23 protein-coding genes are annotated in these 24,356 nt (G+C 48.5%); 16 read left to right on the top strand and 7 right to left on the bottom strand.

Annotation, left to right across the window (positions count from 1 at the left end; genetic code table 11):
• Nucleotide 1: 1 nt before the first annotated feature.
• The 7 genes from yajC to PHF32_00545 all read right to left on the bottom strand — a co-directional run bounded on the left by yajC (nucleotide 2) and on the right by PHF32_00545 (nucleotide 6,214).
• Nucleotides 2-343, bottom strand: coding sequence for a preprotein translocase subunit YajC (gene yajC, locus PHF32_00575; GenBank protein ID MDD4559225.1), 342 nt, complete (start codon nucleotides 341-343; stop codon nucleotides 2-4).
• Nucleotides 344-352: 9 nt separating this feature from the next.
• Nucleotides 353-838, bottom strand: coding sequence for a phosphatidylglycerophosphatase A (locus PHF32_00570; GenBank protein MDD4559224.1), 486 nt, complete (start codon nucleotides 836-838; stop codon nucleotides 353-355).
• Nucleotides 835-2,091 carry a peptidylprolyl isomerase gene (locus PHF32_00565; GenBank protein MDD4559223.1) on the bottom strand — a complete coding sequence of 419 codons (1,257 nt, stop codon included), beginning with the start codon at nucleotides 2,089-2,091 and terminating at the stop codon, nucleotides 835-837. The genes PHF32_00570 and PHF32_00565 overlap by 4 nt, the downstream gene beginning before the upstream one ends.
• Nucleotides 2,092-2,104: 13 nt before the next feature.
• Complete coding sequence (locus PHF32_00560) at nucleotides 2,105-2,908, bottom strand: hypothetical protein (GenBank protein ID MDD4559222.1); 804 nt, start codon at nucleotides 2,906-2,908, stop codon at nucleotides 2,105-2,107.
• Nucleotides 2,905-4,176, bottom strand: coding sequence for a hypothetical protein (locus tag PHF32_00555; protein ID MDD4559221.1), 1,272 nt, complete (start codon nucleotides 4,174-4,176; stop codon nucleotides 2,905-2,907). Before PHF32_00555 ends, PHF32_00560 begins: the two co-directional genes overlap by 4 nt.
• A gap of 324 nt (nucleotides 4,177-4,500) precedes the next feature.
• Nucleotides 4,501-5,844: a chromosomal replication initiator protein DnaA gene (dnaA, locus tag PHF32_00550; GenBank protein ID MDD4559220.1), complete on the bottom strand. Its 1,344-nt coding sequence runs from the start codon at nucleotides 5,842-5,844 to the stop codon at nucleotides 4,501-4,503.
• 223 nt (nucleotides 5,845-6,067) lie between these two features.
• Entirely contained in the window at nucleotides 6,068-6,214 is a 147-nt protein-coding gene (locus tag PHF32_00545) for a hypothetical protein (GenBank protein ID MDD4559219.1), read from the bottom strand.
• 659 nt (nucleotides 6,215-6,873) lie between these two features.
• Here PHF32_00545 and PHF32_00540 point away from each other — a divergent pair.
• The 16 genes from PHF32_00540 (at nucleotide 6,874) to PHF32_00465 (ending at nucleotide 24,089) form a co-directional block, all read left to right on the top strand.
• Entirely contained in the window at nucleotides 6,874-7,833 is a 960-nt protein-coding gene (locus PHF32_00540) for a GDP-mannose 4,6-dehydratase (protein ID MDD4559218.1), read from the top strand.
• Nucleotides 7,823-9,223: an SLBB domain-containing protein gene (locus PHF32_00535; GenBank protein MDD4559217.1), complete on the top strand. Its 1,401-nt coding sequence runs from the start codon at nucleotides 7,823-7,825 to the stop codon at nucleotides 9,221-9,223. Before PHF32_00540 ends, PHF32_00535 begins: the two co-directional genes overlap by 11 nt.
• A 14-nt stretch (nucleotides 9,224-9,237) precedes the next feature.
• The gene (locus tag PHF32_00530; protein MDD4559216.1) at nucleotides 9,238-10,344 is read left to right on the top strand and encodes a DegT/DnrJ/EryC1/StrS family aminotransferase; all 1,107 of its coding nucleotides are present in this window, start codon (nucleotides 9,238-9,240) and stop codon (nucleotides 10,342-10,344) included.
• A gap of 9 nt (nucleotides 10,345-10,353) precedes the next feature.
• Nucleotides 10,354-11,139, top strand: coding sequence for an electron transfer flavoprotein subunit beta/FixA family protein (locus PHF32_00525; GenBank protein ID MDD4559215.1), 786 nt, complete (start codon nucleotides 10,354-10,356; stop codon nucleotides 11,137-11,139).
• A 2-nt stretch (nucleotides 11,140-11,141) separates the two neighbouring features.
• Nucleotides 11,142-11,957 (top strand): prolipoprotein diacylglyceryl transferase, encoded by an 816-nt coding sequence (gene lgt / locus PHF32_00520; GenBank protein MDD4559214.1) that lies wholly within the window; start codon nucleotides 11,142-11,144, stop codon nucleotides 11,955-11,957.
• Complete coding sequence (locus PHF32_00515; GenBank protein MDD4559213.1) at nucleotides 11,944-12,666, top strand: hypothetical protein; 723 nt, start codon at nucleotides 11,944-11,946, stop codon at nucleotides 12,664-12,666. Before lgt ends, PHF32_00515 begins: the two co-directional genes overlap by 14 nt.
• Entirely contained in the window at nucleotides 12,663-13,958 is a 1,296-nt protein-coding gene (gene purB / locus PHF32_00510) for an adenylosuccinate lyase (protein MDD4559212.1), read from the top strand. Before PHF32_00515 ends, purB begins: the two co-directional genes overlap by 4 nt.
• A gap of 16 nt (nucleotides 13,959-13,974) precedes the next feature.
• Nucleotides 13,975-14,415 (top strand): DUF2147 domain-containing protein, encoded by a 441-nt coding sequence (locus PHF32_00505; protein ID MDD4559211.1) that lies wholly within the window; start codon nucleotides 13,975-13,977, stop codon nucleotides 14,413-14,415.
• Nucleotides 14,412-15,362: a DUF523 and DUF1722 domain-containing protein gene (locus PHF32_00500; GenBank protein MDD4559210.1), complete on the top strand. Its 951-nt coding sequence runs from the start codon at nucleotides 14,412-14,414 to the stop codon at nucleotides 15,360-15,362. Before PHF32_00505 ends, PHF32_00500 begins: the two co-directional genes overlap by 4 nt.
• 742 nt (nucleotides 15,363-16,104) lie before the next feature.
• On the top strand, nucleotides 16,105-17,823 hold the full coding sequence (locus tag PHF32_00495; protein MDD4559209.1) for a choice-of-anchor J domain-containing protein: 1,719 nt from the start codon (nucleotides 16,105-16,107) through the stop codon (nucleotides 17,821-17,823).
• Entirely contained in the window at nucleotides 17,748-20,330 is a 2,583-nt protein-coding gene (locus PHF32_00490; protein MDD4559208.1) for a DEAD/DEAH box helicase, read from the top strand. Before PHF32_00495 ends, PHF32_00490 begins: the two co-directional genes overlap by 76 nt.
• Nucleotides 20,331-20,400: 70 nt before the next feature.
• Nucleotides 20,401-20,883 (top strand): adenosine-specific kinase, encoded by a 483-nt coding sequence (locus PHF32_00485; GenBank protein ID MDD4559207.1) that lies wholly within the window; start codon nucleotides 20,401-20,403, stop codon nucleotides 20,881-20,883.
• Nucleotides 20,883-21,434, top strand: coding sequence for an RNA 2',3'-cyclic phosphodiesterase (gene thpR, locus PHF32_00480; GenBank protein ID MDD4559206.1), 552 nt, complete (start codon nucleotides 20,883-20,885; stop codon nucleotides 21,432-21,434). Before PHF32_00485 ends, thpR begins: the two co-directional genes overlap by 1 nt.
• Nucleotides 21,435-21,446: 12 nt before the next feature.
• Complete coding sequence (gene recA, locus PHF32_00475) at nucleotides 21,447-22,502, top strand: recombinase RecA (GenBank protein MDD4559205.1); 1,056 nt, start codon at nucleotides 21,447-21,449, stop codon at nucleotides 22,500-22,502.
• Complete coding sequence (locus tag PHF32_00470) at nucleotides 22,474-23,085, top strand: regulatory protein RecX (protein MDD4559204.1); 612 nt, start codon at nucleotides 22,474-22,476, stop codon at nucleotides 23,083-23,085. The genes recA and PHF32_00470 overlap by 29 nt, the downstream gene beginning before the upstream one ends.
• Nucleotides 23,082-24,089: a M14 family metallopeptidase gene (locus PHF32_00465; GenBank protein ID MDD4559203.1), complete on the top strand. Its 1,008-nt coding sequence runs from the start codon at nucleotides 23,082-23,084 to the stop codon at nucleotides 24,087-24,089. The genes PHF32_00470 and PHF32_00465 overlap by 4 nt, the downstream gene beginning before the upstream one ends.
• Nucleotides 24,090-24,356: the final 267 nt, after the last annotated feature.

The following is a 24,356-nucleotide window of genomic DNA, read 5'->3' as shown; positions in this document are numbered from 1 at the left end:
TTTACTTACTTTCGCTCACATTAGTGTTTACATTCAGGATCTGAACGATTGCGGCACGCTGGAAATCCACGCGAACATTGTTTGTGTCGTCAATTTCAACTACCACGATGTTCTTATCCGGTTTGATGCTCACCACGCGACCGTAGATGCCGCTGGAAGTTAGCACTTTGTCGTTTACCTGAAGGCTGTCCAACATCTTTTGCATCTCTTTTTGACGCTTTTGTTGGGGGCGGATCATCAAGAAGTACATGATTGCAAACAGGGCTACGAAAAAGATCAATGAAGATGCCATCGATCCTCCCTGTGCTGCTCCGGCTTTTGCTTGTAGCAAGATATATTGCATTTTTTTCTCCTATATTCCAAAGAACTTTGGATAGATTCTTATTAGTATTTGGATTACGATATTAGCATAGATACCGGCCAGAAGATCATCGATCACCACACCCCACCCCCGCTTCAGCTTTTGAGAACGGTAGATGGGAAACGGCTTGGCGATATCGAACACTCTGAACAAAATAAAGGCATACAGGCCGATAAGCCAAGTATGCGGCAGAAACATAGTGGCCACAAAATAGCCCCAAACTTCGTCCAACACTATGCTGCCGGCATCTTCTCCCAGGATCAGTTCCGCATTGTGGCAGATTCTCACCGAGAGTAGCGCCAACACCAGGATCACTATGGGAAATAGGAAAAGCCAGTTTCCCCTGTACAGGCTGTCCGGTAGGATCATATATAATCCATAAACCGCCGCACTGCAAAAACTTCCAGGAGCAAACCGGATAAAGCCGATCCCAAAGAAGCTGGCCAGCACTGTGTTGATGTCTAGTTTAAGCTTCATAAGCTGATTTCTATGAAAGATTCCTTTTTGGCTTCTTCGATCCATTCCTCATAGGCTTCCATGGTCTTGGTTTTAATCAGGAAGCCTTTGAGCTGGTCTTTTACCTCTTCAAAAGAGTATACACGAGAGGGTATTTCACTGTCCCGCATAAATATGTAGATCAGTCCTTCATTCTTTAGCACTTCAGTGGGTATGCCCACGGGTGTGCTCATGATAGGGGCGGCAAAGAGCTCCGGAAATTCCTCTTCGGCAAATTCCCCGATGATTCCGCCATCATTCGCCGAAGCGGGATCAGTAGAGTACTGAGCTGCCAGATCGGCAAAGCTGTCACCAGCCAGAATGCGTTCCCTGATGTTTTGCATCAGTGTCATTTCACGCTCTTCATCGGCTTCCCCTGCCTCCAGAGTCTTCAGAATGTGACTGGCGCGAATCTCCTCACCACGAATGTCCGTTACCTTGATGATGTGATAACCAAACTGGCTTTGCACCACCGGGCTGATTTCTCCGATGCTCATGGAAAAGGCTGCGTCTTCGAAAGGTTTTACCATCATGCCGCGCTTGAAGTAGCCCAGATCCCCCCCTTGCACAGAACTGGGGCAATCGCTTTGGGTAGACGCCAATTCTGCAAAATCCGCACCTCCTTCAAGCTGTGCTTTGAGGGAGTTGATCTCGGCTAGGGCAGCGGTGGTGGTTTCATCGGAAGCCTTTACTTCGCGCAGGATCATCCTCAGATTCCAGGATACAGGTTTTACCGCCATGCTATCTTTCGTAGCTTCATAATATTCCAGCATTTCCGCATCGGACACCATCACTTTCTTGGCAATGTGCTGTTCCATGAGCTGTTCGGACATTACATTTTCGGTGATCTGATCGGCAAAGAATTGTTCCAGATCCCGCTGAGTAAACTTCATCTTGGCAAGATCCGCCTGAAAGGCCGCTTCACTGGGATATTGGCTGCGGATTTGCTGAACATAGCGTTCCGCATGCTTTTTGATGGCGTCGGTATCTACTTTGATATCCATCTGACGCGCCTTTTGCACCATAATCCGTTGATCCACCATGTGCTGCAGCACTTCAGCGGGAGCAAGCAGGTCTTCAGCTATGTCTGCTGTGCGCATCTGGGCAATTTGGCGCTCCAATTCGGAGAGCAATATGATCTCGGAACCCACCCGGGCCACGATCTTGTCCACCAATTCCGCACCTACATTTAGTGATAGGCATAGCAGCACGGCAATCCATAAGGCTTTCTTCATTTATCTTCCTTTTTTAATAGTAATATACTTCAGAGTTTTTGGCTTTAATCTCCCGCAGCAGTGCCTGATACACTTCTTCCTGTTTTTCCAGCAGGATTTTACGGCGGATTTCAGCGCGGTGTTCTTCAAAGCTGGCTTCTTTATCGCTCTCTTGTGTCTCTGTGTAGCGAATTACGTACCATTTATCGTCTTTTGTAAGCAATCCCGCTTGATTCGGAGCCAAATCCCTGGCACTCAACCAAAACAGTGAATCAGGTGAAGAAAACTCCACGAAGTCCATCATACCGTCATTATCCCTTAGAGGATCGATGGAATAGCTCCGCAGAGCAGCACCGAAGTCCATGCCTTGATTGATCTGCTGCAATACTTTCTCTGCCGATTGTTTATCCGGCAAGCCGATGCGTTGAATTCTATATTTTAACGCCGGCTTTTGAAATTCTGCCTGATGCACCCGAAAGTAAGAAAAGAGCTGATCTTCCGAAATGCGAATCTGGCTCAGCCGATCCGCAATCAAAGCATTTGCCTTCACTTTTTTCTGAGCATAATCGATGCGCTCTTGCAAGGCGGGATCCTCGGTTAGTTTTTGTGCTTCCGCTTCCTGAGCCAGAAGAGTGAGATTCACCCAGTCTTCCACATAATGCCGTTTTTGAACGGCATCCATGGTTTCCCACTCACCTTCCGGAAAGGTAGCTTTAAAAGCAGTGAGGCTTAGCGTTTCGCCGTTTACCTCCGCTAAAACATCCTGCGTTTGCTCCTTATTGCGGCAAGAAACCATCAATAAGGATAAAAGGAGCAAGATAAACCAGACTTTCTTCATAGGAACGGAGGTGTATATTTGATCCTGATATAGGGCATTTTCTCGGCAGGAGTGGCATTGTCTGCAGGGTGCCAAAACTCGATCTCGCCAAAGTCGTTGCGTTCATATTTGCTCATCAGAATGATGCCGTTGGGCTGGATCAAACTGCCATCAGGAAACTTCTTTTGCGACACATAGGCCTGGATGATGGGGGTGATGTCCACCACAGCAGAATCCGCCGATGATACGGTGAGGTTTACGATATTCGCGCTATATTCCGGCACATACAATTCTGTGATTGGTATCACTTGCGGAACTTCAGGACGGTCTTTCGCCATCAGGGTACTGAAGCTGTAGCTGAAGGTATTGTCCAGAGAGGGTGTATCCTTTACAAATAGCACTATTTCCGCTTTATTGACGCTCACTTTCTTCAGTTCTTCCACACTCATTGGCAATCCGGCTTCATCCTGGAACAACCCCATATCCGGCTGTAAATCCACATAGATTCTTTGGGGGCAGTAATTGCTGATGCGCCAGATTCCTTCAGCGATATCTGCATCCTCATATATCAGGTTATAATCGTTTTTGGTGGCAAAAAGGCTGTAGCTCTTGTATTCCTCTTCTTCGTCGCTATTCTTATATTCCCAGCTCAGTTTGGAACCGCTGGTGGCAGTACTTAGCAGGATTTCCACAAAGCCGTCGCCATATCCGGCTTCATCCGATGCCCCCACCACGATGTTCAAGCCCGTGGAATCCGCATCTGCCTGCCATTCTTGCAGCAGGCTATAGGGCAGGCTTACGCTCACAGTATCGGAAGAAGTGATAGTAGCAGGCACAATGTATTCACTTTGCGTGATTAGTTCCAATTCCTCGTCGGGAATCAGGAACGGATCGCTGTTGTAGCTACCATTTACCTTGTAGAATCTCAGTTTTATGGGATTTGTCTCGATCTTGCTGCTGTTTGCCAGCATCAAATCCAGTTTCAGGTTGATAAAAGAACTATAGTTCGTGATTACACTATCTGCGGGAATATCCGTAAAGCGTAATATACTGCGAGCCTCACTACCATTCCAGCGACCCACCAGCAGGGCTTTGCGTCTGGCCAATACCGATGCCAGAGAATCTGCCGGATAGCTGTATCCGGAGATCAACGCTCCGCTGTCTATAAAGCTGATGGCATTCATACCAGACCAATTGGTTCCCGTCAGATTGTCTTTTCTGGTACAAGCTGCCAAAAGCAAAACTAAAACAGCAGCCAGCATTATTATCAGGTATCTTGAGTTATTCATATTAAATAATCCTAATTAAGATAGATTTTGTAATTAAGTAGTTATAGTAGGCTCTGTGGATATGTAGATAATCGGTCAAGCTTTTTTTTAGACTCGGATGTTTGCAGGCACTTATGAAGCTTGGGTAGATGTGGATAACTTGTGGATAAGTCTCGTGGAATATCCACTGCTTATCCACAGAAAATTGAGCTAAAGCCTTATTTATCAAGTTATCCACACTTATCCACAACAAAGCTTCCACACTTGTGGATAACTCTTCGTAGAGCTGTCCTATTGACTCTGTGAATGATACTTGTACTTGTGGGTTGAGGACTAATTCAGTGGTCATTTACGGCTGCCGCTGCTCAGGTTTTTGATCATCAGTTCCATTAACGAGCGGAATTCCCCATCTTCTCTGAAAAGATTGTCTATCATTCGCTTAGCATGAATCACGGTGGTGTGGTCTTTACGATTGTAATACTCGGCAATGTCTTTTAAAGAGAGCGACGGAATCAGCATATTTGCCAAGTACATAGCTACCTGACGGGGAAAGACCACACTGTTCTTGCGGCTTTTATCCCTGATCATTTCCTGGGTTATCTGATAGGTTTTGCACACCTGATCGGTAATGGCATCCAGGCTAATTTCCCGGCTTACTTCACTGATCATATCGGCAAGGATGTTCTGAACCAAATCCGTATCGATATCCTCAGTATTGAGTTTATTGTACGAAGCATACGCCAGAATGCGTATCAGAGAGCCTTCCAGAGCGCGAACGGAAGAGCTTATTTTGTCGGCGATGAAGTTGATTACCTCATCGGAAAGATTGATGTTTTCCGGCTCGGCTTTTTTGCGCAAGATGGCCACTCTGGTCTCAAAATCAGGATTCTTCAGATCCGCCAAAAGTCCGCTTTCAAAGCGGGTAACCAGGCGATTCTCCAAATCCGGAATATCTTTGGGCGGCCGATCCGAGGTTAGCACAATCTGCTTACGGTTGTCAAACAGTGCATTAAAAGTATGGAAAAACTCTTCTTGAGTGCCCTCTTTGCGGGACAGGAAGTGAATATCGTCCACCAGCAGCAGATCCACTTTACGAAATTTAGCCCGAAAATCCGGCATCTTATTTGACCGTATGCCTTCGATCATTTCGTTCGTGAAAGCCTCACTAGTGGTGTAATATATACTGCAATTGCGCCCCTCTTTCATCACAAAATTGCCCACCGCCTGCATCAGATGAGTCTTACCCATTCCGCTTTCACCATATATAAACAGCGGATTGTAGGTAAACCCGGGAGATTCCGCCACCGCTTTGGCCGCAGAATAGGCAAAGTTGTTGTTGCGCCCCACCACAAACTCTTCAAAATTGTACCGCTCGTTCAGTTTGGCGTTCAGGCTCACCTTTTTGTCACTGTATTCCGGCAAACCGCTCTTTTCGGAGGGGCTGCGGAAAGGATGCGTAATAAAATTGACCTCATAGCGCCGGCCATAGAGGCTGTATGAAATCTCCGACAGTACTTCCTTGTAGTTTTGATTGAGATAATTTGCACTAAACTGGGTGGCAACACGTATGTCAAGCTGCGAATCGCTGATATCTACAAGCTTTGTATCATAAAACCAAGTTTTGAAACTTTGTTCGTTGATGTTCTGTTCCAACTTATCCAATATGTTTTGCCAAATATCCTGATCCATAAGTCAATCCTTTCTCTTTAAGTTCTTATTTGTCCACATTGGCCGCAAGACTCCTATTGACGGGGAAGCGTGATCGTAAGTGCTTGTGGTAAGATTCCTTACATGGTATGCTCCGTTTAAAAAATCGTTTTGAACCAAAACTTATCCACATCTTATCCACATTATTTTCTTTCTTACTATCCGCCAAAGATTTGACCAATCTAGAGACATGCTTTTAGCTTCCTCAGGAAGGAAATCTTTCCGGCGTTTTTTTGTCAAGCAGCGAAAAAACAAGCAGATAGACAGTGCCTGAAGACGGCATTTCAGTAATATCATGATAAGCTGGCAGATATATTGCTTCATCCGATAAATCGATTTTTGCATAGGACATATGCATCATCCTAAAATCCAAAGCTTTACCGATTCACCAAATTTCTTTGCCAATGATCCTAGCTTCTTTTTGCCCTGTGCTTCATCCCTAGCTGAAGCAGATATCATCGGGTTATCATCGGGTGAGCACTGCTTCATAACGGCTTGATATCTGGATCGGCATTACTTGGATGAGAGGGAGTTCTTAGTTCTTGGTTCTACAGCGCTGCAGTTGGAGGTGCTGCCGATTCGTAGCTCGTGCCTCCAGCACGTTTATACCAGGTTAATGCTCATTTTGCTCAGCTTTGGTGTGGCAAATTGCATTTCCACAAAAGGCAGAGGCTTTTTCCTGTAAGCAGTTCCGCTGCTTCTGCAATATCGGAGTTTGGCAGACCAGAGTTGAACACCGGTATTACTTTGCTTTGCCATTCTAAAAGGTTGGATAATTGGTCTATGGTAAATAAAACATCTTGACGTTTTATAAAGCAAGCAATTGTATGGAGTGTTGTCTTATGCTCCGAATGATCATAGCGTGATCGGATATAAGCTGGCACTCAACCAGAATGACAATAAGTCCAATACATAGTATTTTTCATTGACAAAATAGCTGGAAATATATCTTGTTACCATCACTAATGATCTGCAAATTTGCAGATCCAATTATCTCATATGGAGAAGCTAATGAAGATACTCATCACTGGTGGTGCGGGCTTTATTGGATCGCATCTGGCGGAACTTTTGCTGGCGGAAGGGAACGAGGTGTTTGCCATCGACAACCTATCAACCGGCAGTCTGGCCAACATCGAATCCTTCAAGGATAATCCCCGTTTTCACTTTTATACAGACAGCATACTCAATGGCGAACTGATGGATAAACTGATCTCCCAATGTGCTCAGGTGTATCATCTGGCAGCCGCTGTTGGTGTGAAATACATCATAGAAAACCCTTTGCTCTCGCTGAAGACAAACATCGTGGGAACCGATAACGTGTTGGAGTTGTGCAACAAATACAAAGCCAAAGCACTGATCACTTCCACTAGCGAAATCTACGGTAAAAGCGAAAAAGTTCCTTTCCATGAGCAGGACGACCGTCTGTTGGGCTCTACTCACATCAGCCGCTGGGGTTATAGCTGTTCCAAAGCCATCGACGAATTCCTGGCGCTGGCGTTTTATCGGGAAAAGAAGCTGCCGGTGGTGATAGTACGCTGTTTCAATACGGTTGGACCGCGTCAGACCGGGCAATACGGCATGGTCTTGCCGAAGTTCGTGAAAGCGGCACTCCTGGATCAACCCATTGTGGTATATGGCACGGGCAAGCAGACGCGCTGTTTTGCTGATGTTTCGGACGTGGTGGGGGCGTTTGTGAAGCTGATGAACAGCACCGAATGCGAAGGCGAGATCTTTAATGTGGGTACCACCGAATCCATCAGTATAGAGGATCTGGCGCAAAAGGTTAAGCAGATGTGCAACAGCAAGTCCCGCATCGAATACATGAGCTATGAAGCAGCTTTCGAAGAGGGCTTTGAGGATATGATGAACCGAATGCCCGATCTGACCAAAATCAAAGAATACATTGGCTACGAACCCAAATACAATCTGGAAGACATCATCGTCCGCATGATTAAGTATTATGAAAAATAAAGCTTTCCTTATCCTGTTATTCATCCTGCCGGCATTGTGCTTTTGCGCTATTGGGCCTGCAAACAGAGACACTGGGATGATATCCTCTCAGGGCAATTATATCAGCGTATCCGTTACTGGATATGTGTCCTATCCCGGCACTTACAAGGTTTTGCCCATAGACCGGCTCTCCGACGTCATTGCGCAAGCCATGCTTGATATGGATGCACTGTCCGAAGACGAGGAAGAAGAAGACATGACCTATGTGGTAAAAGTAACCAATCCCATCCCGCTCTTGCGTAGCGATTCAAAGATGGTCTTTCCGAATTATGTTGCGTATCAAAGCCTTAGAAACATCACCCTGATCCGCGATGGTGTGGAAAAAACCTATGATCTGCTGTCATATATGCGTACCGGCGACATCGAACAAAATCCTTTGCTAAGGGATTCCGATCTGGTGCATGTGCCGCTGAAGGAAAACCTCATCCATGTAAACGGCAGCGTGGGATTTCCCGGGGAGCTGGAATACCGTCCCGGCGATACAATCCGCACTGCACTGCAAATGGCAATGGGTCCTGTTCCCGGAGGCAGGCTCTCTGCTCTACGCTTCAGCAAATATGATCCCGAAAGTAAGAGTTATCAGCACCAGACTATAAACCTGGAAACACAACCAGAATATTGGGATCTGGAACTGCAGGCCAACGATAGAGTGATGGTGCCTTATGACAACAAATTCCGCAAAAAGATCGCAGTTACAGTATCCGGAGAATTCGTTCTCGGCGGAGAGTATGTGATTTCGGACAGTACCTCGCTGTGGGAAGTAATTCAGCTTGCCGGAGGTCTGAGTGAAAACGCAGATCTGGATAACGCCGTGGTGCTGAACAAACCCTACAATCAGGAGCCGGATCGGGAATTTGAGCGCATCAGAAGCCGCAGTATGGCCGAATTGACTCCTCTTGAATACTCTTACCTCAGGATCAAGCTGCGTCAGGCAAAGGGTAAATACTCCGTTGATATCGCCAAGCTGGTGGCTACGGAAGGCAAAGCAGGAGACATCCTCCTTCAGGATGGCGACCAAATCTATATTCCCCCAAAAATGGACGTGATCTGGGTGAGCGGACAGGTGAAACAACCGGGTTTGGTGCCCTATGTGGAAGGGAAAGACTGGAAGTACTATATCGAACAAACCGGTGGCTACACAAACAACCGCAATACCTGGGGCACCCGAATCCTGAGAGGAGATAGCGGAAACTGGCTGAAACCATCTTCCAAGGTGGTGCTGCGCCCCGGAGACACTATCTTTGTACCGGATAAACAGGATCGGAATTTCTGGACTGATTTCAGAGACATTTTGGGTGTTACCGCTTCTGCTATTACGATTTTAATCGGGATAAGATCCCTCACAAATTAAGGAGTTTACAATATATGAAAGTACCTATGCTGGATTTACATGCCCAATACGATGCGTTGATGCCCGCAATCCGCACTCAACTGGATAATGTCTTTAGCGAACATCACTATATAATGGGCGCTCAGGTGAAAGAACTGGAAAACAGAATGCAGGAATATCTGGGCATTAAACACGCCATCGGCTGCGCTTCCGGAACCGATGCACTGGTATTGGCAGTGAAAGCTTTGAACATCGGGGATGGTGACGAAGTGATCACCACTCCTTTCACCTTCTTTGCCACCGCTTCCTCGATCTGGCGCAACAACGCCAAACCGGTATTTGTGGATATCGATCCAGATACATTCAACCTGGATCCCTCCAAGATCGAAGCTGCCATTACAAAGAATACCAAAGCCATCATGCCTGTGCATCTCTTTGGGCAATGTTCCGATATGGACGCCATTATGGAGATTGCCAAAAAGCACAATCTGAAGGTGATCGAAGACAACGCTCAGGGCATCGGAGCTACATGGAATGGCAAGATGAGCTGTTCCTTTGGTGATATCGGAACCCTATCCTTCTTCCCCAGCAAGAATCTGGGCGCAATGGGCGATGCCGGCATGTGTCTCACCAATGATGATGAACTGGCCGCCGGCCTCAGACAACTGCGCGTACACGGTGAAAATCCCAAGTATTTCCACAAATGGGTGGGGCTAAACAGTCGCTTGGACACCCTGCAAGCCGCTGTGCTCCTGGTGAAGCTGGAGGCTTTGGCGGATTGGAGCCGTGCACGCCGGGCAAATGCCGCTTTCTACGATGAACAGCTCAAAGGAATTCCCGGATTGAAGACCCCCAAAATTGCGGAGAAAGCAGTAAGCATATACAATCAATATACTTTGGTATGCCAGCAGCGCGACGAACTGATGGCGCATCTACAAAAGAAAGGCATCGGCTGTGCAGTCTATTATCCCCTGCCTCTGCACTTGCAGGAATGCTTTGCAGAATTGGGCTACAAAGAAGGTGATTTGCCCGTCTCCGAGCGAAAAGCCAAGCAAGTTCTCTCTATTCCCATCTATCCGGAATTGACTGCAGATATGAAGCAGTATGTGGTAGATAGTATCCGCGAATTCTTCACCAAATAGGAGTGTGATGTGCGTTTTATAGTATGCATCAAACAAGTCCCCAATACTACTGAAATCAAGATTGATCCCGTTACCAATACCTTGGTGCGTGAGGGTGTGGAAAGCATCCTGAATCCCTTCGACCAATACGCAGTGGAAGAAGCGGTGCGGCTGAAAGAGGCTCACGGTGGCACTGTAGTAGCCATCAGCATGGGCCCCTCTCAGGTGGAAAGCACTCTCCGGGAAGCAGTATCCCTGGGTGTGGATGAGATCATCCTGCTTTCCGACCGTAAATTTGCCGGTGCCGATACCTGGGCTACCAGCTACACTCTGGCTGCTGCGATCAAACGCATAGGAGATTTTGATCTTATCCTTACCGGACAGCAGGCGATAGACGGCGATACCGCTCAGGTGGGTCCCGGCATCGCAGCGCATCTGGACATCCCGCAAACCTGCTTTGTGCGCAAGATCGAAAGCCTAGACAGCCATAAAGTGCGTGTACAACGTCTGATGGAAGACGGTTATGACACTCTGGAGATCTGCACACCTGCGCTGATCTCTGTGGTGAAAGAGATCAATACGCCGCGTCTGCCTTCTCTGCGCGGAAAACGCAATGCCAAAAGTGTGGAGATGACGGTGTGGAATGCCAGTGATCTGGGCTTGGACGAAAGCAAAACAGGGCTGAATGGATCACCTACACAGGTGTTGAACATCTTTAGCCCCAAACACGAAAAACAGGTGGAAAAGTTCGAGGGCGACAGCGACGAAGCCGTGGATCTCATCATCCGCCGTTTGGACGAAATTACCAAGAGATAATTATGCTTAGATTTCCCAATATCAGTCCCGAAATAGCCAGTTTCTCCTTCTTGGGCTTGGATTTGCATATCCGTTGGTACGGGCTCTTTTATGTATTGAGCTTTGTGGTGGCATACTTTCTGTATAGACCGCTTCTGCGCCGGCGCGGTATCGAGCTCGAGCGCGAGAAATACGAGTCCATCATCTTCTACATCATGCTGGGCGTGATTTTGGGCGGACGCTTGGGCTATATCCTCTTTTACAACCTGCCATACTACCTTCAGAATCCGCTCATGATCTTTGCGGTCTGGGAAGGCGGTATGAGCTTTCATGGCGGTGCTTTGGGAGTGATCATAGCCGGCATCCTTTTCTGTAGAAAGTATAAGCTTACTTTTTACAAAATTGCCGATCCTGCCATGCCTTTGGCGGCGATAGGACTGGGATTGGGACGTTTGGGAAACTTTATCAATGCCGAGCTCTGGGGCAAAGTAACCACATTGCCTTGGGGCATGATCTTTCCCGGTGCGGGAGAGCTTCCCCGACATCCCACCCAACTATATGAGATGATAGCGGAGGGACTGCTGTTGGGTCTATTTACATGGTATCTATTGGGAAAAAAGCTGAAAGATGGTGCTGTATTTTGGGCCTTCATTGCTTTCTACGGTGTAGTCCGGTTCCTTATCGAATTTGTGCGCGTACCGGACGATATTAGTTTTTATGAGGATTTTGGCTTCATCTTCGGTATAATGACTATAGGCCAATTCCTTTCTCTGCTGATGGTGATATCTGCGGGAATTGGATTCTGGCACATTTACAGGAGGCGCGATGAAGCGCTTTAGCATATTTTTGATAATAGTACTGACCATGTTTTTATCGGCCGCATGCAGCAGCAATATGCGGCTGAGTGAAGAAGAAAAGCTGAAGCGGGAACTAAAGAAGTGGGAGAGCTTTTCCGGAGACGGGATTGCCGAGATTTCCGCTTTCGGAATTAGCCTGCGCAAGCCCTTCCATATAGCCAAAAGCATGGATCAGATGCGCATGGACATCATCGAAGGCGGCCTTATGGGCGCTACGGGATCCCCGCTGGTCAGCATCTATATGGGCGAATACTTCAGCCTGAAATCCACCCTGATGCCTGCCTTGGAAGCGCTCAATATAGCCGACAAAATCCCTATGTCTCCCTTGTCTGCGCTGTCCTCTTCTGAACAGATCTTTGATCGCTTTGGCGCTGAGATCATCGCCAACAAAGCCATTATCCGGGACAGTCTGGAGATCAGATTCCGCAAGAACTATCAACTGGAATCCGCGGTGGACAAAGCATCCGGCACACGCCTGGAAGCAGCTTATAACTCCAAGGGAGATCTGGATGAACTGGATCTCCGTATTGGTAAAGGCATGGCTGCCACACTCATCTTCGACAGCGTGGATTATGAGCCCCCGCAGATAATAGCATTGGAGCGCAAGGAAGCCACATCAGACGGCCTCATGGACATCCTCAACCAAGGAGGTCTGTTTGACCTTTTGAAAGGCTTTATGGGGGAACAGTGATAGCCCGCTACACTCTACCGGAAATGGAACGCATCTGGACGCTTGAGAACCGCTATCGTTGCTGGTTGGAGGTGGAATTAGCCGCCGCAGCCGCGATGCATGAGATGGGCAAGATTCCCACAGCGGACTACAACGATATCTGTGATAAAGCGGATTTTGATGTGGAACGCATTGCCGAGATCGAAGAAAGCACACGTCACGATGTGATCGCTTTCCTCACCAATGTAGCCGAATATGTGGGCCCCGCATCCCGCTGGATTCATTATGGAATGACCTCTTCGGATGTGTTGGACACTGCTACCGCTTTGCAATTGAAGCAAGCCGGTGAATTGATCCTGTCCCAGTTGCACCGCTTGGCGGAAAACCTGAAGTTAAAGGCCAGAGAGCACCGTCACACCCTTTGTATGGGGCGCAGTCACGGTATCCATGCCGAACCTACCTCGTTCGGGCTGAAATTTGCACTATGGTATGACGAAACCCAGCGCAACATCAAGCGCCTGGAAGATGCCATCAGCGTGGTAAGTGTTGGTCAAATCTCCGGAGCGGTGGGCAATTATGCGCATCTGGATCCGGAAGTGGAAGAGCGCGCTTGCAAACACCTGGAATTGCAGGCGGTAAACATCTCCACACAGGTGATTCAGCGCGACCGTCATGCCCAATTCCTCTTCACTATAGCACAGATCGGCTCCACTCTGGAGAAGATGGCTCTGGAGATTCGCCATCTGCAACGCACTGAAGTGCGCGAAGCGGAAGAGAACTTCAGTAAAGGGCAAAAAGGCAGTTCCGCCATGCCCCACAAACGCAATCCCATCCTTAGTGAACAGCTTTGCGGCCTGGCCCGGATACTGCGCGCCAATGCCGACGCCGCCATGGAAAACAACGCTTTGTGGCACGAGCGTGACATCTCTCATTCCAGCGTAGAGCGCGTGATATTGCCGGATAGCTGCATCCTCATCCACTACATGCTGGTAAAAAGCAGCGCCATGATTGAGACTTTGGCGATATACCCCGAAAACATGATGAAAAACATAGAACTCACCCGTGGTCTGGTGTTTTCCCAAGCCTTGCTTTTGCATCTGGCAAACAGCGGCATGACCCGTGAAAATGCCTACGCAATGGTCCAAAAAGAAGCCATGAAATCCATAAACGATGGTGACGACTTCAAGAGTCTGATCCTCGCAAACCGCGAAATCCGTGATGCTCTGGGCCTAGATACCATCTCCGCCATCTTCAGTTACGATCGCTATCTGAAGCATGCGGATTATATCTTGAAGCGCTGTGGCATCCTCTAGAAATCCGGGAGTATTTATGAAATACATCCTCATGATCATCTTCGCTCTGCTCATCTGCCTGCCTGCCTTTGCTCAAAATGCAGACCGCATCAACGGTGTGTGGTTCAATGGCGAAAAAAGCAGCAAAATCGAGATCAGCCAAACTGAAGCCGGTACCTTTATCGGCAATATCGTTTGGTTGCGCGAGCCCAACGATGCCAAGGGAAATCCCAAAACCGACTTTCGCAATCCGGACGCAAAGCTTGCCAAACGTCCCCTGATGGGCTTGCAAGTGCTTACCGGATTGAAGTTCGACGGCAAAAGCAAATACAGCGGCGGCAAGGTCTACGATCCCAAAAGCGGCAAAACCTACTCTGCCAAAGGAGAAATGGTGAACAACAACACTCTGGCACTGAGAGGTTTCATCGGCATTGCCCTGGCCGGCAGAACCGAAACCTGGATCCGTACCACAAAGTGAACAAGATACAGCTGGGCGTATCAAGCTGCCTTCTGGGGCACGAAGTGCGCTATGACGGCGGCCACAAATATGACTCCTGGGTTGTGGATACCCTGGGAAAATACTGCGAATTCATCCATCTTTGTCCCGAACACGATTGCGGCATGCCCATCCCACGGGAAGCGCTGAATCTGCAGGGTACAAAAGACGACTATCGGATGCTGACACACAAGACAGCCAAAGACTACACTCAACAGATGCTTGACTGGTGTGCGCCGGTGATAGAAAAATTGGCTAAAGAACAGCTCTGCGGCTACATCCTGAAAAGCAAATCCCCTTCTTGCGGCATGGAGCGCGTGAAAGTGTATCCCTTGCATGGCGGAGCCGCAGTTAAATCCGGAGTGGGCATCTTTGCAAAAGAACTAATGAAAGCCTTTCCCCATTTACCGGTAGAAGAAGAAGGCCGTCTGCACGATCCTGTCCTGCGCGAAAACTTCATAGAACGCATGTTTGTGATGCACAGTTGGAATAACTTAGTAAATGAAGGACTTACGCCAGGCAGCCTGATTCGCTTTCACACAGTACACAAATACCTGTTGATGGCACATAGCCCCAAACACTACCGTGAAATGGGCAAGATGGTAGCAGACATCAAGGACTATCCGATCAATGAATTTGCCAAGCTGTACTTTGAAAAGCTGATGACTGCCTGTAGTGCACACGCCTGCCCCAGTAAGCACCAAAATGTACTGCTGCACCTCCTGGGTTATTTCAAAAACGATCTGGATAGCTTTGAAAAACAGGAACTTATCCTGTTGATCTCGCAGTACAAAGATGGACTGATACCCCTGATTGTCCCCATCACCCTGATAAATCACTATGTGCGCAAATACAGCAAGGAGTACCTCGCGGATCAGGTGTACTTGCAGCCTCATCCCATCGAACTGAAACTAAGAAACCACGCTTGATATCTGCAGAATTGCCGGATGAGATAACAGGATTATTTTGTAACAAACAACCATAAAGCTATATTGGCAGTGAGAGAGAAGGTGAAAAGATTGAACTTCGTCCTTTATGTGGCAATTACGCTCAGCTTTTTTGCTGATGAATGCATGCAACAAATCCAAAGCAGAACCTGAAATCTCACTCCCGGATATCAGTGTACTGGCACATCCTCTGTTTGATGCAGAACAGTATTATATGGGCTCCATATCTCATGCGTTAGATATGTCCGTCTTGCCGCAGATGGTGCTCAGCAAAAACGAGCTTGGCCCGGAATATGATTTGTGGGCAATGGATAGCGATGGCGTGATAGTAAGCGATCTGGACAGTCTCTTACAACAAATCTTCGAGAATCAAATTTCTTTCTTGACAAAAATCCAAGCTATGCATTTTATGTTTTTAGCCTACAGACCCTACATAGAATGCCCTCCGAATCGTGGGGACACCGCCCGGTGCTCCCCACGTTTTTTATTTATAACGAGAAATAATGTCATATCAGGCTTCATTGCCTATTCATCCCCGGAGAATCAAGCGGATATGAAGCAGATATCATCCCGTTATAAAGCTGTGGTCACTCGATGATAACGGGACAATATCACCTTTAAATCTTGTTGAATCCAAGAGCAGGAAGACCACGCCAAAAAACATCCTTGACACCTCGGTCAATAATCCCAAGCTTGAAATCATCAAAACAATGGTGGAAATATTATGACTGCAACGCCCTCCCCGGGAGCGGGCATCCTTCGCTTCTGCATTGGGATTATTCTCCTTTTCTCTTTGATCCAGTGGCAGTTAAACGCTCAGATTGTCACCATCGGCTACGAGACTTATTTGGATCAACACCTGCCCATTGAGCCCCTGGCGAAATACAGTTACACGCAACAGCTTTTTCCCGCCGAAGAAATCCCCCTTTCCGGAACCATCACGCATATCGGCTTCAAGTACAACGTCAGTAGCAGCATCTTTTTTGAGGGTAACAAAGCCTGGAAGATCTACATGGGCGAAAGCTCTGCCGATACTATGCAGGACTGGATTGATGTGGATCAGCTTAGCCTGGTTTTCGATGCCTGGCTTGCTGCCGATATGTTCAGTTCAGGCTTACCGGGATCGGGCTGGCTGGTGATCCCGCTGCAGCAGTCGTATAACTATTCCGGAGAGCAAAATCTGGTATTGGCGGTGGATGAAAACAGCTATGGCACCGGTAGCAGCAGCGACGATTTCGTGTGTTGGACGCTTGATAGTCCCCATGCGCTATTCTATCAAAGTCTGGTCGATAATCCCGATCCGCAAAATCCGCCGGAGACGTTCTATAGCACCAATGCGCTGAGTTATCTGAGGTTGCATTTTGAGGATTCCGGTGGTTTGGATGTGCCCTCCAATCTTACGGGATGCTATGTGGATGATGCTGTTCAGCTTACATGGGATCCGCCGGTTGGGGATGTGGCAGGTTACCGTCTGTATCGGAATGATTACTTCTACTGTGTTTGCTCATCCAATTATTATAGTGACACACAAGTGCAAGCGGGAGAATCTTATAGCTATTATGTTCGGGCAGAATACGGAGGCGGCGAGCTATCCGAGCCATCGAATACATTCTTCATCGAAATCCCCGATGGAGGAGCGCAGTATATACTCTATCAATCGTTTGAGAGTCTGGAGCCGTTTCAGACAGATTTTGGCAGCTTTGACAATCTGGATGAGGATGGATCGCCCACCTGGACACCGGATTCCTTTAGCTTTCCCGGCGCTTCAGAAAGCATGCCCTGGATCTCTTTTGCTCCAACTCAATGCATTCCGCCCCTGCAGATTAGTGCTCATTCAGGTTCCAGTATGATAGCTTCACTTAGCGCTATCAATCCGCCCAATGACGACTGGCTGATCCTGCCAAATCTAAGGCCGGGAACCAATTCCAAGCTCAGCTTTTGGGCGCGTAGCCTCTCTTCTGCCTACGGTTTGGAGCGTTTGCGGGTGATGATCTCCACAACGGGTAGAGAGCCGCATCAGTTCAGCACAATCCACTCTGAGGCCTTCATCTCGGTACCGGCAGATTGGACCTATTACGAGTATGACATCAGCGCATATAGTGCAATTGACATAAATCTGGCGATAAACTGCGTATCGGCGAATGCGGCAATGCTTTGCATCGATGATCTGGCGGTCGTGGGCGAAAATGGTTGGGTGGGAAATGAAGATGAGACCGCTCCGGCATTTATACATGGACCAAATCCTGCCCGGGAAAGCTTTTATCTGAAGCATGAGCAACCTTTTGATCTGGAAGTGTATAACATCCGGGGACAAAGGATTCTGCGGGAGCGAGGGCTGCGGGAATACCGGTATCGCGGTGCAAAACTATGCGCGGGTATATATCTCCTGAAAGTAGATACACCGGGGCAAAGCAGGATACTGAAACAGGTGATATTGCCCTGATGAGCGCACTGGAAGACTACCTACAGGAGTTGCTGGCAACTCCCCGGCACGCAACTACCATAGTATCCTCGCAAGTGTATGAGCCGCGCAAGGCGATTAGGCAAGCGTTCCCGGACTACATTCACAAAGATATCCAACAAATCCTTGCCAAGCAGGGAATTACGGAGCTGTATCAACACCAGGTTGCAGCTTTGCATAAAGTCTTTGAGGGGCAAAACATCGTGATCAGCACATCGGTTTCCAGCGGTAAAAGCCTGGCATACTGGCTGCCCATATTGCAGGAAGCTGCCAGCGGAACCAAAGGAAAAGCGTTGTTGCTGTATCCAACCAAGGCTTTGGCTCAGGATCAATCACAAAAGCTGGCAGGATATTGCACTTCCTTGGCGGCTGTAAGCGGGAAGCGCATCTTCAGCGCCATCTACGACGGCGATACACCTACCAATCAACGCAGTAAAATCCGCAGGCAAGCCGATGTGGTGGCCAGTAATCCGGATATGCTGCACATCGGGATATTGCCGAATCACGCCTTGTGGTCTTCGTTCCTGTCACGCCTGAAGTATGTGGTGATCGATGAACTGCACTATTATCGCGGAGTGCTGGGTTCGCACTTTGCCAATGTTTTGGTGCGCTTACGGCGAATCTGCAAGATGTATAATGTAAATCCAATATTTATATGCACATCCGCCACATTGGGAAATGCCCGGGAACTGGCAGAGAATCTGCTGGGAACATCGGTGTGTGATATCTGTGAAGATGCTTCCGAACAAGGAGAACGGCATTATCTCATCGTGAATCCGCCCTTGGTGCAGCAGGATTTGGGGATACGGCGCAGTTCGATGATGGAATCGGTTACTTTGGCGAAACTGGCGCTGTCTTACGCTTTGCAGAGCATCCTCTTCAGCGTAACCCGGCGCAGTGTGGAAATGCTCTTGCTGCACATGCCCAATACCTGGCAGGATCAGATTGCTCCATATCGCAGCGGTTATCTGCCCTCAGAGCGGCGCAAGATCGAGAAAGACCTGCGTGAAGGGCGTTTAAAGCTGATTATATCTACAAACGCACTGGAACTGGGGATAGATATCGGCGGCTTGGATCTGGCCATCATCAACGGCTATCCGGGATCCATTGCCGGAATGCGTCAGGAAGCAGGACGGGCGGGCAGAAAGGGCCGGCCGGCGCTGGCAATCTTGGTGGCGGGCTCCAATCCCCTGGATCAATACATCTGCCATCATCCGGAATATCTCTGGCAGACCAATCCGGAGCAGGCCTTGATCGATCCCCAAAATACCGAGATTCTGCTGAAGCAATTGGATTGCGCGGTATCGGAGCTTTCATTCAAAGAAGGGGAAAGCTTTGGAAATATGGACTATACGGAGCTAAGCGCTTATCTGGAGATATTGGAGGCAGAGGGTAGAATCCGTAAGCTGGGTGATAAATATCTGGGTATCAGAGAGCGCTATCCGGCTGGAGAGGTCTCTTTGCGCAATGCCTCGGATGTGTATCCGATTCTGGCGGAGGACGAATGCATCGGATATGCGGATTCAGCCAGCGCTCTGTGGATGACGCATCCTCATGCCGTCTATCTGCATGCGGGGGAGACATGGATCGTGGAGCAATTGGATATGGATAAAGGAGTGGTGAGGATAAAGCCTTTTATGGCAGATTATTACACCCAAGCTCTGCAGGAGAGCGATTTGAGTGTTCAACAACTGCAATTGCAGCATCAATACAATTGGGGGCAAAAGCATCAGGGGCGGGTGAAGGTGGTCACCAGAGTCACAGGTTTCAAAAAGATCCGGTTTGGTAATATGGAAAACCTGGGTGTGGAAGAGCTGGATCTGCCGCCGCAGGAATTGGATACGGTGGCGTGGTGGATATCTATTTCACACAAGGTGGTGGACAAAATCCGCCAAAAAGGGTTGTGGAACAGCGATCCCAATGACTATGGCAAGGCTTGGAACAAGCTCTGTGCTGCGATCCGGGAGCGGGACGGATATCGTTGCGCAAGCTGTGGCGCAAAAGAGAATGACAGGGCATGGGATGTGCATCACAAAGTGCCTTTCAGAAAGTTCAATAGTGCACTTCAGGCAAACGATCCCGCCAATCTGATTACCTTGTGTCCGCGCTGTCATCATCTGGCGGAACAGCGGGTAAGAGTGCAGAGCGGCATAGCTGGTTTGGCGTATCTCATCCACAATCTGGCGCCATTCTTTGTAATGTCCGATCCTTCAGATTTGGGCCTGCATTTCGAGCCGGAATCTGATCTGGCAAATGGGGCTCCGGTAATTGCGCTTTATGATATGGTGCCGGGGGGAATAGGTCTCAGCAAAAAGCTCTATGAGATCCAGGATAAGGTGCTGAAAGCCGCTCTGGATCAGGTGAGAGACTGCCCTTGTGAAGACGGCTGCCCGGCATGTGTGGGTCCGGTAGCGGAAATGGGAGAGGGAGCCAAGGAACACGCGCGCGCCATTTTGGAGGAAATGCTTTCTGCAATGCAGGATAATTAAGCATTTTGCTTGACATCACGAAGCACTTATTTTATCTTGAGTAATCACTATAAGGCACATGAGGTACCACATGGAACTTAAAAGTATCCAGCTTAGCTTTCCTGAAGATTGCAATATCATTCTGGGACAAAGTCACTTCATCAAGACAGTGGAAGATTTGTATGAAGCAATGGTAAACAGCGTTCCCGGTATCCGGTTTGGTTTGGCCTTCAGCGAGGCATCCGGACCCTGTCTGATCCGCAAAGAAGGCACAGACAATGAACTCATCGAGTGTGCAGTGCAGAACTTGCGCATGCTGAAGGCGGGACACTGTTTCATGATCGTGATGCGTGATGCCTTCCCCATCAATGTCTTACCGGCGGTAAAAGCTTGCCGCGAAGTAGTGCATATCTTTTGCGCTACGGCAAATCCCACCTCGGCGATAGTGGTTGAAACCCCTCAGGGCTGCGGTATATTGGGTGTGGTGGACGGTTACTCTCCCAAAGGAGTGGAGTTGGATACCGACATCAGTCATCGCAAGAAATTCCTGTTGGATATCGGATACAAGCGCTGATGCGCCTCTTTGTAGCTCTTCCGCTTCCGCAAAAGCTGAAACAGCAGCTTGAGGATGCGTTGGTCTATCTGCAAGGCATCAAACATACCGGAATCAACTGGGTGAAGCCCGAAAACCTGCACCTAACCGTGAATTTCATTGGAGAGGTGGCAGAGCATAGATTACCGGAACTAAAAGACCTATTGGGGCGTGAAGCCAAGCGGCATACTGCGGCGGTGTTGCAAGCCGAAGGGATCGAGCTTTTCCCTTATCGCTTTCCGCGCCTGATCTGGTTGAAACTGAGCGGTGAAGATCAGGTTTTGAGGACTCTGAAACGGCAGACACTTAATAGCCTCCGGCTGCTGGGTATTGAAGCAGATCCCCAAAAACTGGAGTTGCACGTCACTCTGGGGCGCATCAAGACGCACCAAAGCCCGGATTTTGAGCGTGCCGCATTGTCCTACTCTATACCCCGGGAAGAGATGATATGGGATACCATGATCCTGTACAAAAGCCTTCTGAGACCGGATGGTCCCAGATACGAGATAATAGAACAGTATAATCTAAAATAAAACGGAGGAAAAATGCTGGATAAAAACAAAGATGCAGCCTTGAAAACCGCTATTTCCCAACTTGAGAAGAAATTCGGAGTGGGCACTTTAATGCGCCTGGGAGACAAACCCATGAAGACAGTCGATGTTATTCCCACCGGAGCTTTCAATCTAGATATCGCCCTCGGTATTGGCGGCGTGCCAAAAGGCAGGATTACAGAGATCTATGGCGCCGAAGCAAGCGGAAAAACAACCCTCAGTTTGCATGTGGCAGCAGAGTGTCAGAAGCTGGGCGGGATCGTGGCATTCGTGGATGCGGAGCATGCTCTGGATGTATCTTATGCCAAAAGACTTGGCGTTCAGACCGATAACATGCTGCTATCTCAACCGGACGGCGGAGAGCAGGCACTGGAAGTAACTGAGACTTTGGTAAGAAGCTCTGCAGTGGATCTGATCATTGTGGACTCTGTGGCAGCTTTGGTGCCAAAACAGGAGATAGAAGGCAATATGGGAGACAGCCATGTAGGCCTGCAAGCACGTCTGATGAGCCAGGCTCTGCGCAAGCTTACTGCCATAGTATCAAAGAGTAACACAGCAGTGATCTTCATCAACCAAACCCGCATCAAGATTGGCGCTCCTGCGTTTGTGAATCCTGAAACTACCACCGGCGGAGTGGCGCTGAAGTTTTACAGTTCCCTGCGCTTGGAAGTGCGTTTTGCCGGCGCCATCAAAGAAACTGGCGGCGATACTCAGGTAGTGGGTGCGCGCACCAAGGTGAAAGTGGTGAAGAACAAATTTGCCCCACCGTTCAAAACAGTAGAATTCCCCATCATCTTTGGCGAAGGTATCTCTCATCTGGACATCCTAATCGATATGGCTTCCAACTATGATATCGTGAAGAAGAGCGGATCCTGGTATGCCTATAACGATGAAAAACTGGGGCAGGGTCTGGAGAAAACCAAGCAGTATCTTTCCGAAAATCCCAATCTTTTGCAGGAAATCGAAGATAAACTGAGAGCCAAAGTGACCCCGGAAGAGTTCATCGGCGAAAACACCGACAATGATTCTGAAGTATTGGACGAAGAATAAACGCCTCAGTTATCTAAGTCTGGACAATGAATTGTGGGGGGTTCTGCCAACCGGAACCCTCCATTACCTTTTTCCCTTTGCGGCAGAGCTTCAGATCGATGAAAGCCGCACTGAAGAGCTAAAGAACGAACTACGTAAAAGAGCCTGGGCGCAGATCACCGAATACCTGGCCAAAAGCGAACATAGCGAATATCAATGCCGTAACTACCTGTATAAACAGCAGTATCACGTATCCATCATTGAACAATGCATCGGCATCTGTAAAGATAAGCACTACATCGATGACCGGCGTTTTGCTACACTATATATCTCAGCTTTGCTGGAACGCGGAAAGAGCCGCCGCGCCATCTTGCAAAAGCTGAGCGAACATCGCATCCCCCGTGAGATTTGTGATGAACTGATTCAAGAGCTGGATGAACCGGAGCAAAACCTGGGAAAGCTGATAGAACAGATCTCCGCGCTGCTGCACAAATACCGCGATGAAGAACCTCGCAAAGCCAAAGAGAAGATATTTGCCTCGCTGTATCGGAAAGGCTTTGATCTGGATATGATAAACGAAGCCTGGCGGGAAATCCACCAATGAAACCAATACAGGGTCTTGCCATCTGGCTGGGAAGCATGTTTCTAATCACTGGCTGCGTATATCAGGGCATAAATCAATACCCATTCAGCTCTGCCCTGCCAAGATACCATGATCTGCTGCCGTTTCTGAATTCCATTATTGGCCAATATCCTGGATCCATTGAGCATCGCATCCTGGGTTTTTCCGGCACAGAACATTTACCCATCTATGCTGTCGAAATTGGGAAGGGAAACCGCAACATCCTGATCATCGGGCAGCATCATGCAGACGAGCTTTTGGGGCTGGCTATCAGTCAACATATGATCCGCGAACTCAGTAGCGGCGGGCAGAGTGATGCTGGGATTCGGGCAGTGTTGGAGGAATATCGCATTTGGATAGTGCCGAGCATCAATCCGGAAGGCTGGCGAGTGGTGAGTGACGGATCTACGCGTGTGAAGCGCAAAAACAACCGTGATACAGATGAAAATGGGAAACTGGATCTGCGTACCGACGGAGTGGATTTGAACCGCAATTACCCTGTATTTTGGGATCAGGACACAGAGGTCAATCACATGAGTTCATATTACAAAGGCAGTGATCCCTCCTCCGAAGACGAAGTCAAGGCTATCATCAGCCTGAGCCGCAAGATTCCCTTTGAGCTTGCCATCTTCTATCATTCATCCATCACCGGAGCATTGAACGAACGTATCTTTTTGCCTGCGGTTGCCGAGGAGAGCTCCTCTTATCTGAAACTGCAGGAGTTGGCAGAATTCTATGCCGCAAAGGTACCACGGGATTACTATCGGGGCACATACACAGTGCACAGGGGCAGTAGTTCCAGAGTGGGGAATGCGCGTAACTTCTTTTACCACAGTCAGAATGCTGCAGCAATGCTGATAGAGGTGGGAGGCGTAAACCGCTGGGGACAGAGCATCACACATCCTTCTCAGAATATGGTGGAGCGCATCAATAAACGCCATTTCAAGGCATTTATGGCATTGTTGAAGTACATGAGTGCGGGGTAACGAGAGTCATGTCAGGCAAGGTGTGGTAATCTACGAATTGTCATAGCGACCGAAGGAAGCCTTTGGATCATTCTCCTCTTTCCCTTTGTTCTATGCAGTGCTGAAGCTGATATCAAGCCGTTATCATCCTGTGTTCACTCGATGATAACCCGATAATATCAGGTTCAAGTATCGATAAACCAGAGGATGAATAAAGCTTTTGAACCGTTTGGTAGATTATCAGGCAAATTGGAGTTTGGCAGTCCAGTAGCAAAACGACATTCGTGC

It is taken from the genome of Candidatus Cloacimonadota bacterium (genome assembly GCA_028706475.1).
In the GTDB taxonomy this organism is placed as follows: Bacteria; Cloacimonadota; Cloacimonadia; order Cloacimonadales; family Cloacimonadaceae; genus UBA5456.
Note: the sequence above shows the minus strand (reverse complement) of the source record. Positions and strands in the feature narration are given on the sequence as shown.

Bases quoted from the DNA above. Each gene is read 5' to 3' on its own strand.
- yajC (MDD4559225.1), bottom strand. From the start codon at position 343: ATGCAATATATCTTGCTACAAGCAAAAGCCGGAGCAGCACAGGGAGGA.
- PHF32_00570 (MDD4559224.1), bottom strand. From the start codon at position 838: ATGAAGCTTAAACTAGACATCAACACAGTGCTGGCCAGCTTCTTTGGG.
- PHF32_00565 (MDD4559223.1), bottom strand. From the start codon at position 2,091: ATGAAGAAAGCCTTATGGATTGCCGTGCTGCTATGCCTATCACTAAAT.
- PHF32_00560 (MDD4559222.1), bottom strand. From the start codon at position 2,908: ATGAAGAAAGTCTGGTTTATCTTGCTCCTTTTATCCTTATTGATGGTT.
- PHF32_00555 (MDD4559221.1), bottom strand. From the start codon at position 4,176: ATGAATAACTCAAGATACCTGATAATAATGCTGGCTGCTGTTTTAGTT.
- dnaA (MDD4559220.1), bottom strand. From the start codon at position 5,844: ATGGATCAGGATATTTGGCAAAACATATTGGATAAGTTGGAACAGAAC.
- PHF32_00545 (MDD4559219.1), bottom strand. From the start codon at position 6,214: ATGTCCTATGCAAAAATCGATTTATCGGATGAAGCAATATATCTGCCA.
- PHF32_00540 (MDD4559218.1), top strand. From the start codon at position 6,874: ATGAAGATACTCATCACTGGTGGTGCGGGCTTTATTGGATCGCATCTG.
- PHF32_00535 (MDD4559217.1), top strand. From the start codon at position 7,823: ATGAAAAATAAAGCTTTCCTTATCCTGTTATTCATCCTGCCGGCATTG.
- PHF32_00530 (MDD4559216.1), top strand. From the start codon at position 9,238: ATGAAAGTACCTATGCTGGATTTACATGCCCAATACGATGCGTTGATG.
- lgt (MDD4559214.1), top strand. From the start codon at position 11,142: ATGCTTAGATTTCCCAATATCAGTCCCGAAATAGCCAGTTTCTCCTTC.
- PHF32_00515 (MDD4559213.1), top strand. From the start codon at position 11,944: ATGAAGCGCTTTAGCATATTTTTGATAATAGTACTGACCATGTTTTTA.
- PHF32_00505 (MDD4559211.1), top strand. From the start codon at position 13,975: ATGAAATACATCCTCATGATCATCTTCGCTCTGCTCATCTGCCTGCCT.
- PHF32_00495 (MDD4559209.1), top strand. From the start codon at position 16,105: ATGACTGCAACGCCCTCCCCGGGAGCGGGCATCCTTCGCTTCTGCATT.
- PHF32_00490 (MDD4559208.1), top strand. From the start codon at position 17,748: ATGCGCGGGTATATATCTCCTGAAAGTAGATACACCGGGGCAAAGCAG.
- PHF32_00485 (MDD4559207.1), top strand. From the start codon at position 20,401: ATGGAACTTAAAAGTATCCAGCTTAGCTTTCCTGAAGATTGCAATATC.
- thpR (MDD4559206.1), top strand. From the start codon at position 20,883: ATGCGCCTCTTTGTAGCTCTTCCGCTTCCGCAAAAGCTGAAACAGCAG.
- recA (MDD4559205.1), top strand. From the start codon at position 21,447: ATGCTGGATAAAAACAAAGATGCAGCCTTGAAAACCGCTATTTCCCAA.
- PHF32_00470 (MDD4559204.1), top strand. From the start codon at position 22,474: ATGATTCTGAAGTATTGGACGAAGAATAAACGCCTCAGTTATCTAAGT.
- PHF32_00465 (MDD4559203.1), top strand. From the start codon at position 23,082: ATGAAACCAATACAGGGTCTTGCCATCTGGCTGGGAAGCATGTTTCTA.